The sequence below is a fragment of the Blastococcus sp. TML/C7B genome (assembly GCF_016612845.1).
GTDB lineage: Bacteria > Actinomycetota > Actinomycetes > Mycobacteriales > Geodermatophilaceae > Blastococcus.
Window position 1 is genome coordinate 1,487,543 of the sequence record NZ_JAEOAA010000001.1, and the last position, 16,603, is coordinate 1,504,145.

Annotated in this window: 15 protein-coding genes and 1 pseudogene; 9 read left to right on the plus strand and 7 right to left on the minus strand. The window is 73.7% G+C overall.

Features of this window, described 5'->3' with window-relative positions:
- The first annotated feature begins 18 nt into the window (after window positions 1-18).
- Genes nuoL through JKP76_RS07270 form a run of 5 tightly spaced genes read left to right on the plus strand, consistent with a single transcriptional unit; the run spans window position 19 to window position 7,372 of the window.
- Complete coding sequence (gene nuoL, locus JKP76_RS07250; RefSeq protein ID WP_200490151.1) at window positions 19-1,926, plus strand: NADH-quinone oxidoreductase subunit L; 1,908 nt, start codon at window positions 19-21, stop codon at window positions 1,924-1,926.
- A gap of 57 nt (window positions 1,927-1,983) precedes the next feature.
- Window positions 1,984-3,642 carry an NADH-quinone oxidoreductase subunit M gene (locus JKP76_RS07255; RefSeq protein WP_200490152.1) on the plus strand — a complete coding sequence of 553 codons (1,659 nt, stop codon included), beginning with the start codon at window positions 1,984-1,986 and terminating at the stop codon, window positions 3,640-3,642.
- The gene (gene nuoN / locus JKP76_RS07260; protein WP_200490153.1) at window positions 3,639-5,195 is read left to right on the plus strand and encodes an NADH-quinone oxidoreductase subunit NuoN; all 1,557 of its coding nucleotides are present in this window, start codon (window positions 3,639-3,641) and stop codon (window positions 5,193-5,195) included. The genes JKP76_RS07255 and nuoN overlap by 4 nt, the downstream gene beginning before the upstream one ends.
- A complete protein-coding gene (locus JKP76_RS07265; RefSeq protein WP_200490154.1) occupies window positions 5,195-6,250 on the plus strand; it encodes a polyprenyl synthetase family protein in 1,056 nt (351 codons plus the stop codon). The genes nuoN and JKP76_RS07265 overlap by 1 nt, the downstream gene beginning before the upstream one ends.
- Window positions 6,251-6,265: 15 nt before the next feature.
- Window positions 6,266-7,372: a PQQ-dependent sugar dehydrogenase gene (locus tag JKP76_RS07270; protein ID WP_200490155.1), complete on the plus strand. Its 1,107-nt coding sequence runs from the start codon at window positions 6,266-6,268 to the stop codon at window positions 7,370-7,372.
- Here JKP76_RS07270 and JKP76_RS07275 read toward each other — a convergent pair.
- Complete coding sequence (locus JKP76_RS07275) at window positions 7,309-7,986, minus strand: pyridoxamine 5'-phosphate oxidase family protein (protein WP_309229921.1); 678 nt, start codon at window positions 7,984-7,986, stop codon at window positions 7,309-7,311. The two genes, JKP76_RS07270 and JKP76_RS07275, sit on opposite strands and share 64 nt — an antisense overlap.
- 187 nt (window positions 7,987-8,173) lie before the next feature.
- Here JKP76_RS07275 and JKP76_RS07280 point away from each other — a divergent pair, with 187 nt between their 5' ends.
- Window positions 8,174-9,562, plus strand: coding sequence for a PLP-dependent aminotransferase family protein (locus JKP76_RS07280; RefSeq protein ID WP_200490156.1), 1,389 nt, complete (start codon window positions 8,174-8,176; stop codon window positions 9,560-9,562).
- Between the two features lie 25 nt (window positions 9,563-9,587).
- Here JKP76_RS07280 and JKP76_RS23360 read toward each other — a convergent pair whose 3' ends face one another.
- The 3 genes and pseudogenes from JKP76_RS23360 to JKP76_RS07290 form a co-directional block, all read right to left on the minus strand.
- Window positions 9,588-9,869, minus strand: a complete 282-nt coding sequence (locus JKP76_RS23360; RefSeq protein WP_309232978.1) for a hypothetical protein — start codon at window positions 9,867-9,869, stop codon at window positions 9,588-9,590.
- A gap of 193 nt (window positions 9,870-10,062) precedes the next feature.
- Window positions 10,063-10,653, minus strand: a pseudogene (locus JKP76_RS23365) (2-oxoacid:ferredoxin oxidoreductase subunit beta); the annotation flags it as partial.
- Window positions 10,654-10,685: 32 nt separating this feature from the next.
- Window positions 10,686-12,683 (minus strand): 2-oxoacid:acceptor oxidoreductase subunit alpha, encoded by a 1,998-nt coding sequence (locus JKP76_RS07290; RefSeq protein ID WP_242471218.1) that lies wholly within the window; start codon window positions 12,681-12,683, stop codon window positions 10,686-10,688.
- A gap of 163 nt (window positions 12,684-12,846) precedes the next feature.
- Between JKP76_RS07290 and htpX the strand changes: the two genes are divergently transcribed.
- The 3 genes from htpX to JKP76_RS07305 all read left to right on the plus strand — a co-directional run bounded on the left by htpX (window position 12,847) and on the right by JKP76_RS07305 (window position 14,714).
- A complete protein-coding gene (gene htpX, locus JKP76_RS07295; RefSeq protein ID WP_200490157.1) occupies window positions 12,847-13,725 on the plus strand; it encodes a zinc metalloprotease HtpX in 879 nt (292 codons plus the stop codon).
- 343 nt (window positions 13,726-14,068) lie between these two features.
- Window positions 14,069-14,299 (plus strand): hypothetical protein, encoded by a 231-nt coding sequence (locus tag JKP76_RS07300; RefSeq protein ID WP_200490158.1) that lies wholly within the window; start codon window positions 14,069-14,071, stop codon window positions 14,297-14,299.
- Window positions 14,300-14,315: 16 nt separating this feature from the next.
- Window positions 14,316-14,714, plus strand: coding sequence for a type II toxin-antitoxin system VapC family toxin (locus JKP76_RS07305; RefSeq protein WP_200490159.1), 399 nt, complete (start codon window positions 14,316-14,318; stop codon window positions 14,712-14,714).
- A 322-nt stretch (window positions 14,715-15,036) separates the two neighbouring features.
- On the opposite strand, the gene JKP76_RS07310 is transcribed toward JKP76_RS07305, so the two are convergent.
- The 3 genes from JKP76_RS07310 to JKP76_RS07320 all read right to left on the minus strand — a co-directional run bounded on the left by JKP76_RS07310 (window position 15,037) and on the right by JKP76_RS07320 (window position 16,036).
- On the minus strand, window positions 15,037-15,465 hold the full coding sequence (locus JKP76_RS07310) for a hypothetical protein (RefSeq protein ID WP_200490160.1): 429 nt from the start codon (window positions 15,463-15,465) through the stop codon (window positions 15,037-15,039).
- A 7-nt stretch (window positions 15,466-15,472) separates the two neighbouring features.
- Window positions 15,473-15,697, minus strand: a complete 225-nt coding sequence (locus tag JKP76_RS07315) for a hypothetical protein (protein ID WP_200490161.1) — start codon at window positions 15,695-15,697, stop codon at window positions 15,473-15,475.
- Window positions 15,698-15,826: 129 nt separating this feature from the next.
- Window positions 15,827-16,036, minus strand: a complete 210-nt coding sequence (locus JKP76_RS07320; protein WP_200490162.1) for an AlpA family transcriptional regulator — start codon at window positions 16,034-16,036, stop codon at window positions 15,827-15,829.
- Between the last annotated feature and the right edge of the window lie 567 nt (window positions 16,037-16,603).

Below are 16,603 nucleotides of genomic sequence, written 5' to 3' on the forward strand. Positions count from 1 at the left end.
GAGACGGGGACCCGGGGAATGACTGAGGCGCTGCCCGCCGAGGGCCTGCTCGGCTGGTCGTGGCTGCTGATCGCGCTGCCGCTGGCCGGCGCCGCCGTGCTGCTGCTGGGTGGCCGGCGCACCGACCGCTGGGGCCACCTGCTGGGGACGGCGACCGTCGCCGTCGCGTTCCTGCTGGCGGTGCTGTGCACCGTGCAGCTGGCCGACGTCGACGGGCGGTCGGTGGACGTCGACCTGTTCACCTTCATCTCCACCGGTGAGCTCGACGTCCGCGCGGGGCTGCTCTACGACCCGCTGTCCGCGGTGTTCGCCCTGCTGATCACCGGGGTCGGCTCGCTGATCCACGTCTACTCGATCGGCTACATGGCGCACGACCCCGCCCGCCGCCGGTTCTTCGCCTACCTCAACCTGTTCGTCGCCGCGATGCTGCTGCTGGTGCTGGGCAACAGCTACGTCGCGCTCTACGTCGGCTGGGAGGGCGTCGGGCTGGCGTCCTACCTGCTCATCGCCTTCTGGTACACCCGCCCGGCCGCCGCGACCGCGGCCAAGAAGGCCTTCATCATGAACCGGGTCGGCGACGTCGGGCTGGCGCTGGCGATCTTCGTGATGTTCGCCCAGCTCGGGACGACGTCCTACGCCGGCGTCTTCGGCTCCGTGGGCACGCTGGCCGGCGGCACGCTCACCGCGATCGGCCTGCTCCTGCTGCTCGGTGCGTGCGGCAAGTCCGGCCAGTTCCCGCTCCAGGCCTGGCTGCCCGACGCGATGGAGGGCCCGACCCCGGTCTCGGCGCTCATCCACGCCGCGACCATGGTCACCGCCGGGGTCTACCTGATCGCCCGCTCGGCGCCGATCTACGACGGGACGCCGACCGCCCGCACCGTCGTCCTCGCCGTCGGGGCGGTGACCCTGCTGATCGGCGCGATCGCCGGGTGCGCCTTCGACGACATCAAGAAGGTGCTGGCCTACTCGACGGTCAGCCAGATCGGCTACATGTTCCTGGCCGTCGGCCTGGGCCCGGCCGGCTACGTCGCCGGGCTGGCGCACCTGCTCACCCACGGCTTCTTCAAGGCGGGGCTGTTCCTGGGCGCGGGCTCGGTCATGCACGCGATGGACGACGGCGTGGACATGCGCCGGTTCGGCGGGCTCTGGAAGAGGCTGCCGATCACCTTCGCCACCTTCGGGCTGGGCTACCTCGCGCTGATCGGCTTCCCGTTCCTCTCCGGCTACTTCACCAAGGACGCGATCATCGAGGCCGCGCTGGACCGGGACGACGTCTGGGGCTGGGTCCTCGGCGGGGTCGCGGTCCTGGGTGCCGGGCTGACCGCGTTCTACATGACCCGGCTGATGCTCATGACCTTCTTCGGCCGGGCGCGGTGGGAGCCGGGCGTGCACCCGCACGAGTCGCCGTCGGTGATGACCGCGCCGATGGTCGTGCTGGCCCTGGGCTCCATCGGCGCCGGGTTCCTGCTGGTGGAGGCGTTCCCGCTGGCCGACTGGCTGGAGCCGGTGTTCGGCGAGGAGCACGAGGCCGCGCACGTCGTCGCCCCGCTGACCGTCGGCCTCGTGGTGACCGCGGTGATGCTGGTCGGCGTGGCGGCCGCCTGGCTGTTCGTCGGCCGACGCGAGGTGCCGGTGCCCGCGCCGGTGCGGGTCTCGCCGGTCACCCGCGCGGCCCGCAACGCCCTCTACGCCGACACGATCAACGAGTCGCTGGTCATGCGGCCCGGGCAGTGGCTCACCCGGGCGCTGGTGTGGGTGGACAACCGCGGGGTGGACGGCGCGGTCAACGGCCTGGCCGCCGGCCTGGGCGGTTCGTCGTCCCGGCTGGGCCGGACGCAGACCGGCTTCGTGCGCACCTACGCGCTCGGCATGCTCGGCGGCGCCGTGCTGGTGGCCGGCGCGCTGCTGGCGGTGACCTCGGGATGACCGCGCCCCGCCCGCTCGCGCTCCAGCCGTCCCGTAGCTCACGAGAGGTGCTCGCCGGTGAGTGATTTCCCGTTCCTCGTCGCCATGATCGCCGTCCCGGCGGTCGGTGCGGCGGTGGTCGCCGCGCTGCCGAGGGCGCGGGACGCGCTCGCCAGGCAGGTCGCGCTGGGTGTGGGCCTCCTCGTCCTGCTGCTCGCCGTGCTGGCGGCGGTCGCGTTCGACACCGGCGGCGAGCGCTTCCAGCTGACGACGTCGGTGGCCTGGATCCCCGACTTCGGCGTGGACTTCGCCCTGGGCGTCGACGGCATCGCGCTGGTGATGCTGCTGCTCATCGGCGTGCTCGTGCCGGTGGTCATCGGCGCCTCCTGGGAGGAGGGCGCCCGCGGGCCCGGCGAGGGCGCCGAGGAGCGGCCGATGCGCTACTTCTTCGCCTGGCTGCTGCTGCTCGAGGCGTGCATGGTCGGCGTCTTCGCCGCCACCGACGTCTTCCTGTTCTACGTCTTCTTCGAGGCGATGCTCGTCCCGATGTACTTCCTGATCGGCAGCTTCGGCGGGCCGCGACGGCAGTACGCCGCGGTGAAGTTCTTCCTGTACAGCCTGGTCGGCGGGCTGGTCATGCTCGCCGCCGTCATCGGGCTGTACGTGGTGAGCAGCAGCGAGCTGGGGGAGGGCACCTTCGCCTTCGACGCGCTGCGCCAGCTCGACATCGACCCCGGCGTGCAGAAGCTCCTCTTCCTGGGCTTCTTCGTGGCCTTCGCGATCAAGGCGCCGCTGGTGCCGCTGCACACCTGGCTGCCCGACTCCGCGGCCGAGGCGCCGATCGGCGGCGCGGTGCTGCTGGTCGGCGTGCTCGACAAGGTCGGCACCTTCGGGTTCCTGCGCTACTGCCTGCCGCTGTTCCCCGACGCGTCGCGGTTCTTCGCCCCGCTCGTGCTCACCCTCGCGGTGATCGGGGTGCTGTACGCGGCGCTGCTGGCGATGGGGCAGAGCGACATGAAGCGGCTGGTCGCCTACACGTCGATCTCGCACTTCGGCTTCATCGCGCTCGGCATCTTCGCGTTCACCACCGAGGCCGCGACCGGCGCGGTGCTCTACATGGTCAACCACGGGCTGGCGACCGGCCTGCTGTTCGTCGTCGTGGGCATGCTGATCGCCCGCGGCGGCTCCCGGCAGATCGGCGACTACGGCGGCGTGGCCGCGCAGGCCCCGAAGCTCGCCGGGGTGTTCCTGCTCGCCGGGCTCGCCTCGCTGGCCCTGCCGGGCACCAACAGCTTCGTCAGCGAGTTCCTCGTGCTCATCGGCGCGTTCCCCGAGCGCCCCGTGTTCACGATCCTCGCCACCGCCGGCATCGTCCTGGCCGCGCTCTACATCCTGCTGATGTACCAGCGCACCATGCACGGCCCGGCGCGCGGCGTCGTCGCGCCGCCGGCCGGCGGCGGTGGACCGGTGGACGGCGGGCTGCCGACCGCCGGGGAGGCCGAGGGTGCCGGAGAGGTGACGGACGCCGGGGAGGTGGCGGGCGCCGGGGCCACCGCGGTCCTCACCGCGCCGGCCGCGACCGCGCGGCGGTTCCCCGACCTGAGCGCGCGCGAGCTCGCCGTGGTGGCGCCCCTGGCGGTGCTGATCGTGGTCCTGGGCGTCCAGCCCCAGTTCCTGCTGGACATCATCGAGCCGGCGGTCACCGCCACCCTGAGCGACCTCGGAGCGACCCGATGATCGAGGCCCCCGACCTCTCCCTGGCGGCCCTGGCGCCGCTGCTGTTCGTCTTCGGCGCCGCCTGCGTCGGCGTGCTGGTCGAGGCGTTCGCCCCGCGCGAGGTGCGGCACCCCGTGCAGGTCGCCGTCGCCCTGGTCGGCACCGTCGGTGGCTTCGCCGCCACCCTGGTGCTCGCCGGCACGCGCGACCTGGAGGCCGGGGGCGAGGTCACCGCCGCCTGGGCGCTCGCCGTCGACGACGCCGGGCTCTTCCTCCAGGCCACCGTCGCCGGGCTCGCGACCCTCGCCGTCCTGCTCTTCGCCGAGCGCGGGCTGGACCCGGCCCGCTCGGCGTTCGTGGCCTCGGCCGCGGTGCCCGCCGGCAGCCCGCGCGACCGGGAGCTGGTCACCTCCACGCGCGTGCAGACCGAGGTCTACCCGCTCGCCCTGTTCGCCGTCGGCGGCATGATGCTCTTCGTCACCGCGAACGACCTGCTCATCATGTTCGTCGCGCTCGAGGTGCTCAGCCTGCCGTTGTACCTGATCAGCGGCCTGGCCCGCCGCCGACGGCTGCTCTCCCAGGAGGCGGCGGTCAAGTACTTCCTGCTCGGGGCGTTCGCCTCGGCGTTCTTCCTCTACGGCCTCGCGCTGGTCTACGGCGCGACCGGCACCGTCCGGCTCGGCGAGATCCGCACCGCCGTGGCCGGGGAGGGCGACGACGTGCTGGTCGTCCTCGGGCTGGCGCTGCTGATCGTGGGCCTGCTGTTCAAGGCCAGCGTCGCGCCGTTCCACAGCTGGACGCCGGACGTCTACCAGGGCGCCCCCACACCGGTCACCGCGTTCATGGCCGCCTGCACCAAGGTCGCCGCGTTCGGGGCGATCCTGCGACTGCTCTACGTCGGCTTCGGCACCGAGGAGTGGACCTGGCGGCCGCTGATCTACGGCGTGGCGATCGTGTCGATGGTGGTCGGCGCCGTCCTCGGGCTGACCCAGACCGACCTCAAGCGGATGCTCGCCTACTCCTCGATCGCGCACGCCGGGTTCCTGCTCACCGGCGTCCTCGGCCTGGGCGCCGCCGGCGACGGCTCGGGGCTGGCGGCCACGATGTTCTACCTGCTCACCTACGGGCTCACCACGCTCGGCGCCTTCGCCGTCCTCACGCTGGTGCGCGACGGCGACGGCGAGGCCGGGCACCTGTCCCAGTGGGCGGGGCTGGCCTCCCGCTCGCCGCTCACCGCCGCGGTGATGGGCCTGTTCCTCCTGGCCCTGGCCGGCATCCCGCTCACCGCCGGCTTCACCGGCAAGTTCGCGGTGTTCCGGGCGGCCATCGAGCAGGGCGCCTGGCCGCTGGTGCTGGTGGCGGTGCTGGCCAGCGCCGTCGCGGCGTTCTTCTACCTGCGGGTCATCGTGCTCATGTACTTCTCGCCCCCCGCCGCGGACGGCCCGACCGTCGGCGTCCCCGGAGTCCCGACGACGCTGGTGCTGGCCGTGACGGCCGCGGCCACCCTCGCGCTGGGCATCGTGCCCGGGGCGGTGCTCGACCTGGCCGAGGAGGCGGCTAGATTCGTCGGTTGATGACCGGAGCCCGTGCCGCAGCCGACGGCACCCCCACCGAGGTCCGGCACCGGATCTCGACGCCGGCCTCCACCATGGGGCCCTGGCTGCCCGAGGGCGAGCTCGGGAACGGCCTCGCCGCGGGGCTGGCCCGGGTCGAGCAGGCCCTGGCCGAGGCGGTCGGCAGCGAGCACCCGTTCGTGCGCGAGGCCGCGGGCCACCTCATGGCCGCGGGTGGCAAGCGGTTCCGCCCGATGCTGGCGCTGCTGGCCGCGCAGCTGGGCGATCCGCACCGCCCGGAGGTCACCTCGGCGGCGGTGGTCTGCGAGCTCACCCACCTCGCGACGCTGTACCACGACGACGTCATGGACGAGGCGTCCGTGCGCCGCGGCGCTCCCAGCGCGAACAGCCGGTGGGGCAACAGCATCGCCATCCTCACCGGCGACCTGCTCTTCGCCCGCGCGTCGGACCTGCTCGCCGACCTCGGCCCCGAGGCCGTCCGCGTCCAGGCCCGCACCTTCGAGCGGCTGGTCACCGGGCAGATCCGGGAGACCGTGGGCGCCCAGCCCGGCGATGACCCGGTCGGCCACCACCTCGAGGTGCTCGCGGACAAGACCGGCTCGCTGGTCGCCACCTCCGCCCGCTTCGGCGCCTCGTTCGCCGGCGTCGACGCCGCCCTGGTCGAGGAGCTCACCGCGTTCGGCGAGGAGGTCGGCGTCGCCTTCCAGCTGTCCGACGACCTGATCGACATCGTCGGCGTCGAGGGCGCCTCGGGGAAGTCGCCCGGCACCGACCTGCGCGAGGGCATCGCCACCCTGCCGGCGCTGTTCGCCCTCGCCGGTGACGACCCGGCCGAGGCGCGGCTGCGCGAGCTGGTCGCCGCCCCGGTCACCGACGACGCCGAGCACGCCGAGGCGCTGGAGCTGCTCCGGGCGTCCCGCTCGCTGCAGCGTGCCACCGAGGTCACCCGCGAGTACGCCGAGCGCGCCCGCGCCCGGCTCACCGCCGTCCCGGCGGGCGAGGTGCGCGACGCCCTGTCCGCGCTCTGCGACTACGTGGTGACCCGCACCAGCTGACCCCATGCTGGACGGGTGCGACGCGCCCTGCTCCCCGTGGTGGTCCTGCTGCTCGCCGCCTGCTCGGCGGCCCCCGGGCCCGGCGCGTCCCCGCCGGCACCGGAGGGGACGACGGCCCTCGCGGTGGAGGTCGTCCTCGGGGGGCTGGACCACCCGTGGGACGTCGTCCGGGCGCCCGACGGCACCCTGCTGGTCGACGAGCGGGCCGGCGGCTTCACCGCCGTGCTGCCCGACGGCACGGTCCGGGAGGTGGCCGCCGACCTCGACGACCTGAACGCCTTCGGCGAGACCGGGTTGATGGGGCTCGCGCTCGACCCGGCCTTCACGAGCAACGCGCGGCTCTACAGCTGCCAGGGCGACCGCGACGGCGAGATCCAGGTGGTCGCGTGGACGGCGGCGCCGGACTGGTCGTCGCTCACCCGCGTCGCGGACCCGCTGGTCGGCGGGCTGCCGCTGAACACGGCCTCCGGGCGGCACGGCGGCTGCCGGCTGGAGTTCGCCCCGGACGGCGCGCTGCTCGTCGGCACCGGCGACACCGCCGCCGGCGCGGTGCCCCAGGACCCGGGGTCGCTCGGGGGCAAGGTGCTGCGCGTCGACCCCGCCACCGGCGAGGTCGAGGTGTGGACCCTCGGCCACCGCAACGTGCAGGGCCTCGCCGTGCGACGGGGGACCGGGCAGGTCTTCTCCGTCGAGCACGGCCCCGACCGCGACGACGAGGTGAACCTGCTGCGCGCGGGCGGCAACTACGGCTGGAACCCCGACGGCGACGGCTCCTACGACGAGAGCGTCCCCATGACCGATCCGGGCATCCCCGGCGCCATCCCGGCGGTCTGGTCCTCGGGCGCGCCCACGCTCGCGACCAGCGGCGCCACCTTCCTCGACGGCGCCGCGTGGGGGGACTACCACGGCGTGCTGGTCATCGGCCTGCTCAAGGCCCGGGGCGTGCTCGCCCTGCGGCTCGGGGACGACGGTGCGCTGCGGCAGCAGTTCGCCGTCCCCGAGCTGGACGGCACGCACGGCCGCATCCGGTCGCTGCGCGCCGGGGAGGACGGCGCCTTCTACGCCACCACCGACGACGGGGACGGCGACGACGAGCTGCTCCGGGTGACGCCCCGCTCCTGACGCCCGGGCTCCTGACGCCCGGACTCCTGACCCGGCGGCCGCCGATCGGCCACCCGGGCCGGGACCGGCGTCCCCGCGGGCAGCAGCGGGCACGGCTCCGGGACGCCGAGCACCGTGGTCACCGGCAGGACGCCGGCCCACACCGGGTCCGGGTCGCCGGGGGCGGGCAGGTCGCCCTCGTCGTCCCCGGGCGGGCCGGTGCGGATCTTGACGCTGGCCTCGGTGAGGTCGAGCGCCAGCACCGCGGTGGCGGCCAGCTCGCGCCGGTCGGGCAGCCGGGTGGCCGCCCACGACCCGGGTGCCAGCTGCTCGGTGAGCGCCTCGAGGGCCAGCGCCTTCTCCGCGGGGTCCTCGACCCGCCGCGCCGTCCCGTGCACCACCGCGCAGCGGTAGTTCACCGAGTGGTGGAACGCCGAGCGCGCGTAGACGACGCCGTCCAGGTGCGTGACGGTGAAGCACACCGGTGACCCGGCGGTCGCCGCGCGCAGCGTCGCCGCGCCGGTCGAGCCGTGCAGGTACAGGGTGTCGCCGCGCCGTCCGTAGCCGGTCGGCAGGACGACGGGGGCGCCGTGCAGGACGACGGCGAGGTGCCCGACCAGACCCGCGTCGAGCACGGCGTGCAGGTAGCGGCGCGGTCGGTGCGGGCGCGCTGCGCGCCCCGGCGCACGGTGCTGCGGTCGGTCGGCGAGAGCGGGGGAGCGGCGGTCATGCCCCGATCCTGCGGTCGGCAGTGGTCTCCCGGAACGGCCAATCGGCTAGCGTTCCAGCAGGCCACCGCCGTGCAAACCCGAGGAGCCGACCGTGAGCGTGGTGCCGCCCGTCGTGCTGGACCGCGGCTCGCGCACCCCGCTGGCCGCGCAGCTCGCCGATGCGTTGCGCGCGGCGGCCGCCGACGGCGTCCTGCGCCCGGGGGACCGGTTGCCCTCCACCCGCGAGCTCGCCGCGGCCCTGCGGGTCAGCCGCACGGTCACCAGCGCCGCCTACGACCAGCTGCTGGCCGAGGGCTGGGCCGGCGGCCGCCGGGGGATCGGGACGTTCGTGCTCGGCGCGGCACCCTCCGCGCGGGCGCTGCCCGGGCCGAGGGCCGGCGCCGGCCCAGCCCTGCCGCAGCTGGTCGAGCTGCGGGCCGGCGCGCCGTGCCTGGAGGTGCTGGACCGCGCGGCCTGGCGGCGGGCCTGGCGGGCGGCCGGGGACCAGCCGCCCGACCTGCACCCCGAGCCCGCGGGGGACCCCGCCTTCCGCGGCGCGGTCGCCGAGCACCTGCTGCGGCACCGCGGCCTGGTGGCCGGCCCCGACGACGTCCTGGCCACCGCGGGCACCTCGGCCGCCGTGCTGGAGGTCGCCCGCCTGCTGCCACCGGGCAGCCGGGTCGCCGTGGAGGACCCGGGGTACGCGCGCGCGGTCGGCGCACTCCGCGACGCGGGGCTCGAGGTGGTGCCCGCGCCGGTCGACGACGACGGCCTGGTCGTCGAGGCGCTGCCGGCAGGTCTGGCCGCGGTCTACTGCACGCCCGCGCACCAGTTCCCCACCGGCCGGCGGATGTCCGCCGCGCGCCGGGTGGCGCTCGTCGCGCGGGCGCGGGCCGAGGGCTGGTGGGTGCTGGAGGACGACTACGACGGCGAGCTGCGCTTCGACGTCGCGCCGCTGCCGCTGCTGGGCGCCCTGGGCCCCGACGTCGTCGTCCACCTGGGCACGTCCAGCAAGATCCTCGCCCCCACCCTGGGCGTGGGCTGGCTGGTGGCGCCGGAGCCGCTGCGCGAGGCGCTGGTGGCGCGGCGGACGGCGACCGGCACCCGCCCCGCCCGCGCCGGTCAGCGGGTGCTCGCCGCGCTGGCAGGATCGGGCGACCTCGCCCGGCACCTGCGCCGGCTGCGCCGGGAGATGGCCGCCCGGCGGGAGGACGTGCGGGCCGCCGTCGCGGCCGCGGGGCACCGCGCCGAGGGCGATCCCGCGGGCGCGCACCTGCTCGTGCCGCTTGCCGACGTCGCCACCGAGCGGGCGCTGCGGGCCGCCGCCGCCGGACGCGGGCTGGAGCTCGACGGGCTCGGCCGGCACCACCTCCAGGACGTGGACGGGCGCCGGGCCGGCCTCGTCCTCGGCTACGCCGCCCCCACGCGCGCGGAGCTGGACCGCGCGCTCCCGGTGCTCACCGAGCTGCTCCGGACGCACCGCGGGCCCGCCTCCGGGTAGGAGACGGGCCCGCGGTTCCGACCACTTACTCGACGGTCCAGGTCTCGCCACCGGAGAGCAGGGCGTCGAGGTCGGCGTTGCCCTGCACCTTGGCGGTGTCGAGCTGCTCGGTCATGAGGCCGTCGTAGGTCGGCTTCTGCACCGAGCGGAAGACGCCCATCGGCGTGTAGCGGAGGTCCTGCGAGGACAGCCGCGACAGTGCGAACGCGTACGCCGGGTTCTCCCGGGTCGCGTCGTGGACCACGATGTCGGCCGCGTCCACCTGGTTGGTCTCGGCGATGCGCAGCCCGCCGAAGTCGTCCTTCACGACGCAGGCGGCGCCGTCGGGCCCGAAGACCAGCGGCTTGCCCTGCTCCAGCGGGATCGACCACTGGGTGCCCGTGGTCGGGTCCTTGAGCAGCTCGAACGCGCCGTCGTTGAAGATGTTGCAGTTCTGAGTAGATCTCCACCAGCGACGTCCCCTGGTGCTCCGCCGCCTGGCGCAGCACGTCGGTGAGGCCCTTGCGGTCGGAGTCCATCGCCCGCCCGACGAAGGTGGCGTCGGCGCCCAGCGCCAGCGACACCGGGTTGAACGGGGCGTCGATGGAGCCCATGGGCGTGGACTTGGTGACCTTCCCGACCTCGGAGGTGGGGGAGTACTGGCCCTTCGTGAGGCCGTAGATCCGGTTGTTGAACAGCAGGATCGTCATGTTCACGTTGCGGCGCAGCGCGTGGATCAGGTGGTTGCCGCCGATGGACAGCGAGTCGCCGTCCCCGGTGACGACCCACACCGACAGGTCGGGGCGCGAGGCGGCCAGGCCGGTCGCGATCGCCGGGGCACGCCCGTGGATCGAGTGCATCCCGTAGGTGTTCATGTAGTACGGGAAGCGGGACGAGCACCCGATGCCCGAGACGATCACCATGTCCTCGCGCGCGATGCCGAGGCTGGGCAGGAAGCTCTGGACCGCGTTGAGGATGACGTAGTCACCGCACCCGGGGCACCAGCGCACCTCCTGGTCGGTCTTGAGGTCCTTGGCCTTGAGCTCGGTCCGCTTCTCACCGGAGAGGGCGACCGACTCGGCCACCGCCGCGGAGATCGGGTTCCCGGGCATGCCCAGGTCGTGCACGTGCGTGTCCAGCGTGGTCACAGCGTGGCTCCGTTCGCGGCGGCTCCGGCGGGAACCGCGGGGGTGCTGGTGGTGTCGATGGCGTCCTGGATGACCGCGGCCAGCTCGGCCGAGCGGAACGGCATCCCGCTCACCTGCGTGTGGCTCTGCACGTCGACCAGGTACTTCGCGCGCAGCAGGAGCGCCAGCTGCCCGAGGTTCATCTCCGGGCAGACGACCCGGTCGTACCGGGCCAGGACCTCGCCGAGGTCGGCGGGGAACGGGTTGATGTGCCGCAGGTGGATCTGCGCCACCGAGCGGCCCGAGGCCCGGATCCGCCGGCAGGCCGCACCGATCGGACCGTAGGTGGAGCCCCAGCCGATGACCGCCACGCGGGCGTCGCCGTCGGGGTCCTCGACGTCCGTCGGGCCGATCGAGGCGGCGATGCCGTCGATCTTTGCCTGGCGGGTGCGGACCATGAAGTCGTGGTTCGCGGGGTCGTAGGAGATGTTGCCGTTGCCGTCGGCCTTCTCCAGCCCGCCGATGCGGTGCTGCAGCCCGGCGGTGCCCGGCACCGCCCACGCGCGCGCCAGGGTCTCCGGGTCGCGCTGGTAGGGGTGGAACTCCGGGGTGCCGTCGGTCGAGGCGGCGTTCGGGCCGGTGGCGAAGCCGACCGCACCGGTGAGGTCCGGCAGCGTGGCGGTCTCGGGGACCGCCCACGGCTCGGCGCCGTTGGCGAGGTAGCCGTCCGACAGCAGCATCACCGGGGTGCGGTAGGTCAGCGCGATGCGGACGGCCTCGATCGCGGCGTCGAAGCAGTCGCCCGGGGAGCGCGGCGCGATCACCGGCAGCGGGGCCTCGCCGTTGCGGCCGAACATCGCCTGCAGCAGGTCCGACTGCTCGGTCTTGGTCGGCAGGCCGGTGGACGGGCCACCGCGCTGCACGTCCACGATGAGCAGCGGCAGCTCGGTCATCACCGCGAGGCCGATGGTCTCGGCCTTGAGCGCCACACCGGGGCCCGACGTCGTCGTCACGCCGAGCGCGCCGCCGAACGAGGCGCCGAGCGCCGCGCCGATGCCGGCGATCTCGTCCTCGGCCTGGAAGGTGCGGACGCCGAAGGACTTGTGCTTGGACAGCTCGTGGAGGATGTCCGAGGCCGGGGTGATCGGGTAGGCGCCGAGGAAGATCGGCAGGCCCGACCGCTGCCCGGCCGCCACGATGCCCAGCGCGAGCGCCTGGTTGCCGGAGATGTTGCGGTACCGGCCGGCGTCCATCGGAGCGGGCTTGATCTCGTACGAGACCGCGAAGGCCTCGGTGGTCTCGCCGTAGTTGTAGCCGGCGCGGAACGCCGCGATGTTGGCCGCGGCGATCTCGGGCTTGCGGCGGAACTGCCGCTCGAGGAAGCGCACGGTGCCCTCGGTGGGCCGGTGGTACATCCAGCTCAGCAGGCCGAGGGTGAACATGTTCTTGCTCCGCTCGGCCTCCTTCTTGCCGAGGCCGGAGTCGGCGAGCGCGTCGAGGGTCATCGAGGTCAGCGGGACCGGCACGGTCTGCCAGCCCTCGAGCGAGCCGTCCTCGAGCGGGTTGGTCGCGTAGCCGACCTTCGCCAGGTTGCGCGGGGTGAACTCGTCGGAGTCCAGGATCAGCAGCCCGCCGCCGGGGAGGTCGGAGAGGTTCGACTTCAGCGCCGCCGGGTTCATCGCGACGAGGACGTCGGGAGCGTCGCCCGGCGTCATGATGTCGTGGTCGGCGAAGTGCAGCTGGAACGAGGAGACGCCCGGCAGGGTCCCCGTAGGAGCCCGGATCTCGGCGGGGAAGTTCGGCAGCGTCGACAGGTCGTTGCCGAAGGACGCCGTCTCGCTGGTGAAGCGGTTGCCGGTGAGCTGCATGCCGTCACCCGAGTCACCCGCCAACCGGATCACGACGCGGTCGAGTTCGACCACGCTCTTGACCAGGCCGCCGGGGGCCGAGCTGGCGACCGGTGCGTGGACGTCGTCGAGGGGCGCGCCGTTGGTCGGCGGGGTGCTGGCAGTCATCAGTGGTGTACCTCCACCGGCCGAGGTTACGTGCGCGCGGGACCCGCGGGTACTGAGACCCGAAGCACATTCTGGTTTCACTCCAGGGAACCACCCGGGCGGGCGGCGCATTCCACCGGTCGGGGTCGGGAACGGCGGTCCCGGCAGCGCCGTTGGGGAGGGCGTGCAGCGCTGGAACAACGGACTGAAGACCGCCGTCCTGCTCGGTCTCATGGGCGGGCTCATCCTGCTCGCCGGCGCCCTCATCGGTGGCCGCGGCGGGCTGCTCATCGCCTTGGTGATCGCCCTCGGCGTGAACGGCTACGCGTACTTCAACTCGGACAAGCTGGCGCTGCGGGCGATGCGCGCCTTCCCGGTCACCGAGACGCAGGCGCCGCAGCTGTACGCGATGGTCCGCGAGCTGGCCACCGAGGCCCGCCAGCCCATGCCCCGGCTCTACGTGAGCCCTACCGACCAGCCCAACGCGTTCGCCACCGGGCGCAACCCGCGCAACGCCGCCGTGTGCGTCACCCAGGGCATCCTCGAGCTGCTCGACCGGCGCGAGCTGCGCGGCGTCCTGGCCCACGAGCTCTCGCACGTCTACAACCGCGACATCCTGATCAGCTCGGTCGCCGGCGCCATGGCCACGGTGATCACCTACCTGGCGCACATGGCGATGTTCGCGTCGCTGTTCGGCGGCCGGGGCGGCGACGACCGCGGCGGTGGCAACGCGCTCGGCGGGCTGCTGCTGGTGGTCCTCGGCCCGCTGGCCGCCGGGCTCGTGCAGATGGCGGTCAGCCGGAGCCGCGAGTTCCAGGCCGACGCGACCGGCGCGCAGCTCTCGCAGGACCCGCTGGCGCTGGCGTCGGCGCTGCGCAAGATCGAGCGCGGCGCATCGGCGCTCCCGCTGCCGCAGGACGACCGGCTGGTCACCCAGAGCCACCTGATGATCGCCAACCCGTTCCGCGGGCAGGGCATGGCGTCGATGTTCGCCTCGCACCCGCCGATGCCCGAGCGGATCGCCCGCCTGGAGCAGATGGCCCGCGACCTCGGCCGCGGCTGACCGCCCCGGCGCACGGTGTGCGCGGACCGGCAGTTCCGGCGCCCGGAACTGCCGACCCGCGCACACCGTCGCGGGCTGCGGGCCGCCCGGGTCAGCGGTAGTTGTCGTACTGATCTGCGACGGTCGGCTACCGCTGGTGATCGATGAAACTCGGGGCTGACCTGCGGCTTTATGGTCGAGTGTTGTTGATCAAGGGTGCTCGTGGTTGGCCGGTTTGCGGACTTTCTGCGGACTTTTGCGGACTGGCTGCGGACCGCGCCGGCCGGTCGAGGGCCCTGCGGCGCGCTTGGGAGCGCGCCGACGTCCCCTTGCGCGCATCAACGGGTGTAAGCATTATGTAAGCATGCCGCACGTTCTGGTTCGTGATGTCCCCGAGGGCGTTCATGCCGCTCTCCAGCGCAAGGCCGAGCGCGCTCATCAGTCGTTGCAGCAGTACCTCGCCGCCGAACTGCGCCGCCTGGCCGAGCAGCGTTCGCTCGGCGAAGTCCTCGATGAGATGGAGGCCCAGCACGGCGGTCGGGTCGGGTTGCAGGCAGCAGTGGCTGACCTGGATGACGAACGTTCGCACCGCTGACGGCTTCCGTGAGCGCATGGTGATCGTCGTCGACGCCTCCATCCTGGCCAACGCCCTTGCCGACGATCACGCCGATGGGGACGCCGCCCGCCATGAGCTTCGCGCCGCCGACCGGATCACCGCCCCAGATCTGGTCGACGTCGAGACCGTGTCGGTGCTGCGCAAACGCTGGCTGAGTCGCACGCTGACCGATCAACGCTTCGAGGCCGCCGTCGCGCATCTGCAGCAGCTGCAGTTCGAGCGCGTTCCTACGCTGCGAATGATGCGGCGCGCCTTCGAGTTGCGCGCCAACGTCAGCGCCTACGACGCCTGTTACGTGGCCCTCGCCGAGCTGTTGGACTGCGAGTTGGTCACCGCGGACGGCCGGCTGGTCGGCGCTCCTGGCCCTCGGTGCACCATCCGTCTCCTGCGCTGACCAGACTTGCCGTAGGGAGCGACGTCCGAGGATGCTCATGGAAGCGGGCCCCGGCGTGGCCGGGGCCGGCCGCGGGTTCAGTAGAGGGACCGGTCGATCCCCGATCCCTGCGCCCATGTGTGGTTCCTGCTCGGCGCAGGTGGCGACCAGCTCGGCGATGACGGGTCGAGTCCGGGGTGGCCGAGGGCGGCGGCGCGGGCACAGCAGGATCTCTTCCAGGGCGCGCAGTGGCGCCAGCGGCTCGCCGTCGAGGTCGACGACGAGCACGGTCCGCTGCCCTGGCCCGGTTTCCCCGCTCGGTCCGGGGTGGCCGGTCGCCTGCTCAGTCACGGGCGGACCACCGCTGGGTGGCCGACCGGCTGGACATGCCGGTGGCTCGGCCGATGTCAGACCACGAGGCCCCGGCCGCGACTGCGGTGCGTACGGCCTGGTCCAGCGCGCGGGCGGCGGCGGCGTGCCGGGCTGCGGTCTGCTCGACGTCTTCCAGGGCTTGCCATCCGGCGATGTGGCGGCGCCATTCGGTGATCACCCGGTGCTCGTCGGCGGTGTCCAGATCGGCCCACGGGCCCGGGACGGCGAGCCGCCGCGCCGCCGGGTCGGCCAGCTTCCATGCGGTCGCGCGGACCCAGGGGGCGCCGCGCCAGCCGCAGGTGCAGCCGGCGACCCAGCCGACCACCTCCGCGTCCGGGCGCCACTCCTCGGCCTCCTCGATCACCTCGCAGTGCACCTGGCCGCCGGCGCCGGCGGGCATGATCCCGTCACCGCCGAGAACCGTTCCGTTCTGCACAGATGCCCTCGACGGTGCAGCCCTCCCGGTAGGCCAGCCGCACCCGGTCCCCATCGCGCGGCCCCTCGTCGGGCCGGCGGGCTATCAGCACCCCGCGGGCGCTGGTGGTGCCGGCGCCTTGCGCGCCGTCGGCGAACAGCGGAACCACCCAGCCCTCGTGCGCCTGGCCGTTCACGACCGGGCCCATCCATCCCATCGCTTGCTCCTCTCGGTGCTGGGAGCCTCGCCGTCGTCCACAGCCGGGGCCGGCCGCCGGGCCTCACCGTGTGCCTGGAGTACGCACCGGTCCCGTGTCCGCTCCAGCCCCTGTGCTACGAGTGCGGGGCTATCGGCGGGGGGACTGGTCTGCCTGTGCGTCGATCCAGCTGCGCAGGTCGGCGCGGCGGTAGAGGACGCGCCGGCCGAGTCGGAAGCTGTTCGGGCCGGTGCCGAGGTGTCGCCAGTACCGGAGGGTGGCGACGGGCGCGCGGAGCACGTCCGCGGCCTCGGTGATGGTGAGCAACTCGGGCTCGCGGTCGGCGGTGGGGTCGGGCATGGCTGGCTCCCGGAGGATCGTCGGTGCTGGGCGGTGCCTTCACCACAGAAGGCGCCATTTCGGGCCCGTTGGTGACACCTCACAGCCAGCTTTCTCTGACCGTCTCCGGTTCTCCTCCTGTAGCGGCCGCCGCCGACGCGTCACCCGGCCAGCGACGAAGGCCCCTTCACCTGCCGGCCCCGCCCTTGCGAAGCAGTTCTCCCGGGATCCGTCGACAGCCGGGCGATCCGGGCGCACAAGGCTGGAGGTCCGCTGCCCGGGGGAATGGCGGTTCCTCCTGTTGTCCTCCTGTTGTCCTCCGGTCCGCCGAGGCAGGGCCGCCAGCATGGGGCCCTCCCGCGCAAGTGGTCCCTGTGGACAACGGCTTCTGTCCACCACATCCGGTCCAACGCCCTCGGGCGGGCGCTGACCTGGCCACGCTCGACCCATGGCCTTCCGCGACGCAGTCGGGGCACGGCGACACTGCGCGGTTCGTGACCGGTTCGGGTTCGCCGCAGCCGCCCGCGACGTGTCGGGTGACCGGGGCGCGTGATGTGGCGGGCGCGCCGCCGACGTCGCAAGGCAGGG

Coding starts and splice junctions, on each gene's coding strand:
- nuoL (WP_200490151.1), top strand. CDS start 19: ATGACTGAGGCGCTGCCCGCCGAGGGCCTGCTCGGCTGGTCGTGGCTG.
- nuoN (WP_200490153.1), top strand. CDS start 3,639: ATGATCGAGGCCCCCGACCTCTCCCTGGCGGCCCTGGCGCCGCTGCTG.
- JKP76_RS07265 (WP_200490154.1), top strand. CDS start 5,195: ATGACCGGAGCCCGTGCCGCAGCCGACGGCACCCCCACCGAGGTCCGG.
- JKP76_RS07290 (WP_242471218.1), bottom strand. CDS start 12,683: ATGACTGCCAGCACCCCGCCGACCAACGGCGCGCCCCTCGACGACGTC.
- JKP76_RS07300 (WP_200490158.1), top strand. CDS start 14,069: ATGCCGCACGTTCTGGTTCGTGATGTCCCCGAGGGCGTTCATGCCGCT.
- JKP76_RS07305 (WP_200490159.1), top strand. CDS start 14,316: ATGGTGATCGTCGTCGACGCCTCCATCCTGGCCAACGCCCTTGCCGAC.
- JKP76_RS07310 (WP_200490160.1), bottom strand. CDS start 15,465: ATGCCCGCCGGCGCCGGCGGCCAGGTGCACTGCGAGGTGATCGAGGAG.
- JKP76_RS07315 (WP_200490161.1), bottom strand. CDS start 15,697: ATGGGATGGATGGGCCCGGTCGTGAACGGCCAGGCGCACGAGGGCTGG.
- JKP76_RS07320 (WP_200490162.1), bottom strand. CDS start 16,036: ATGCCCGACCCCACCGCCGACCGCGAGCCCGAGTTGCTCACCATCACC.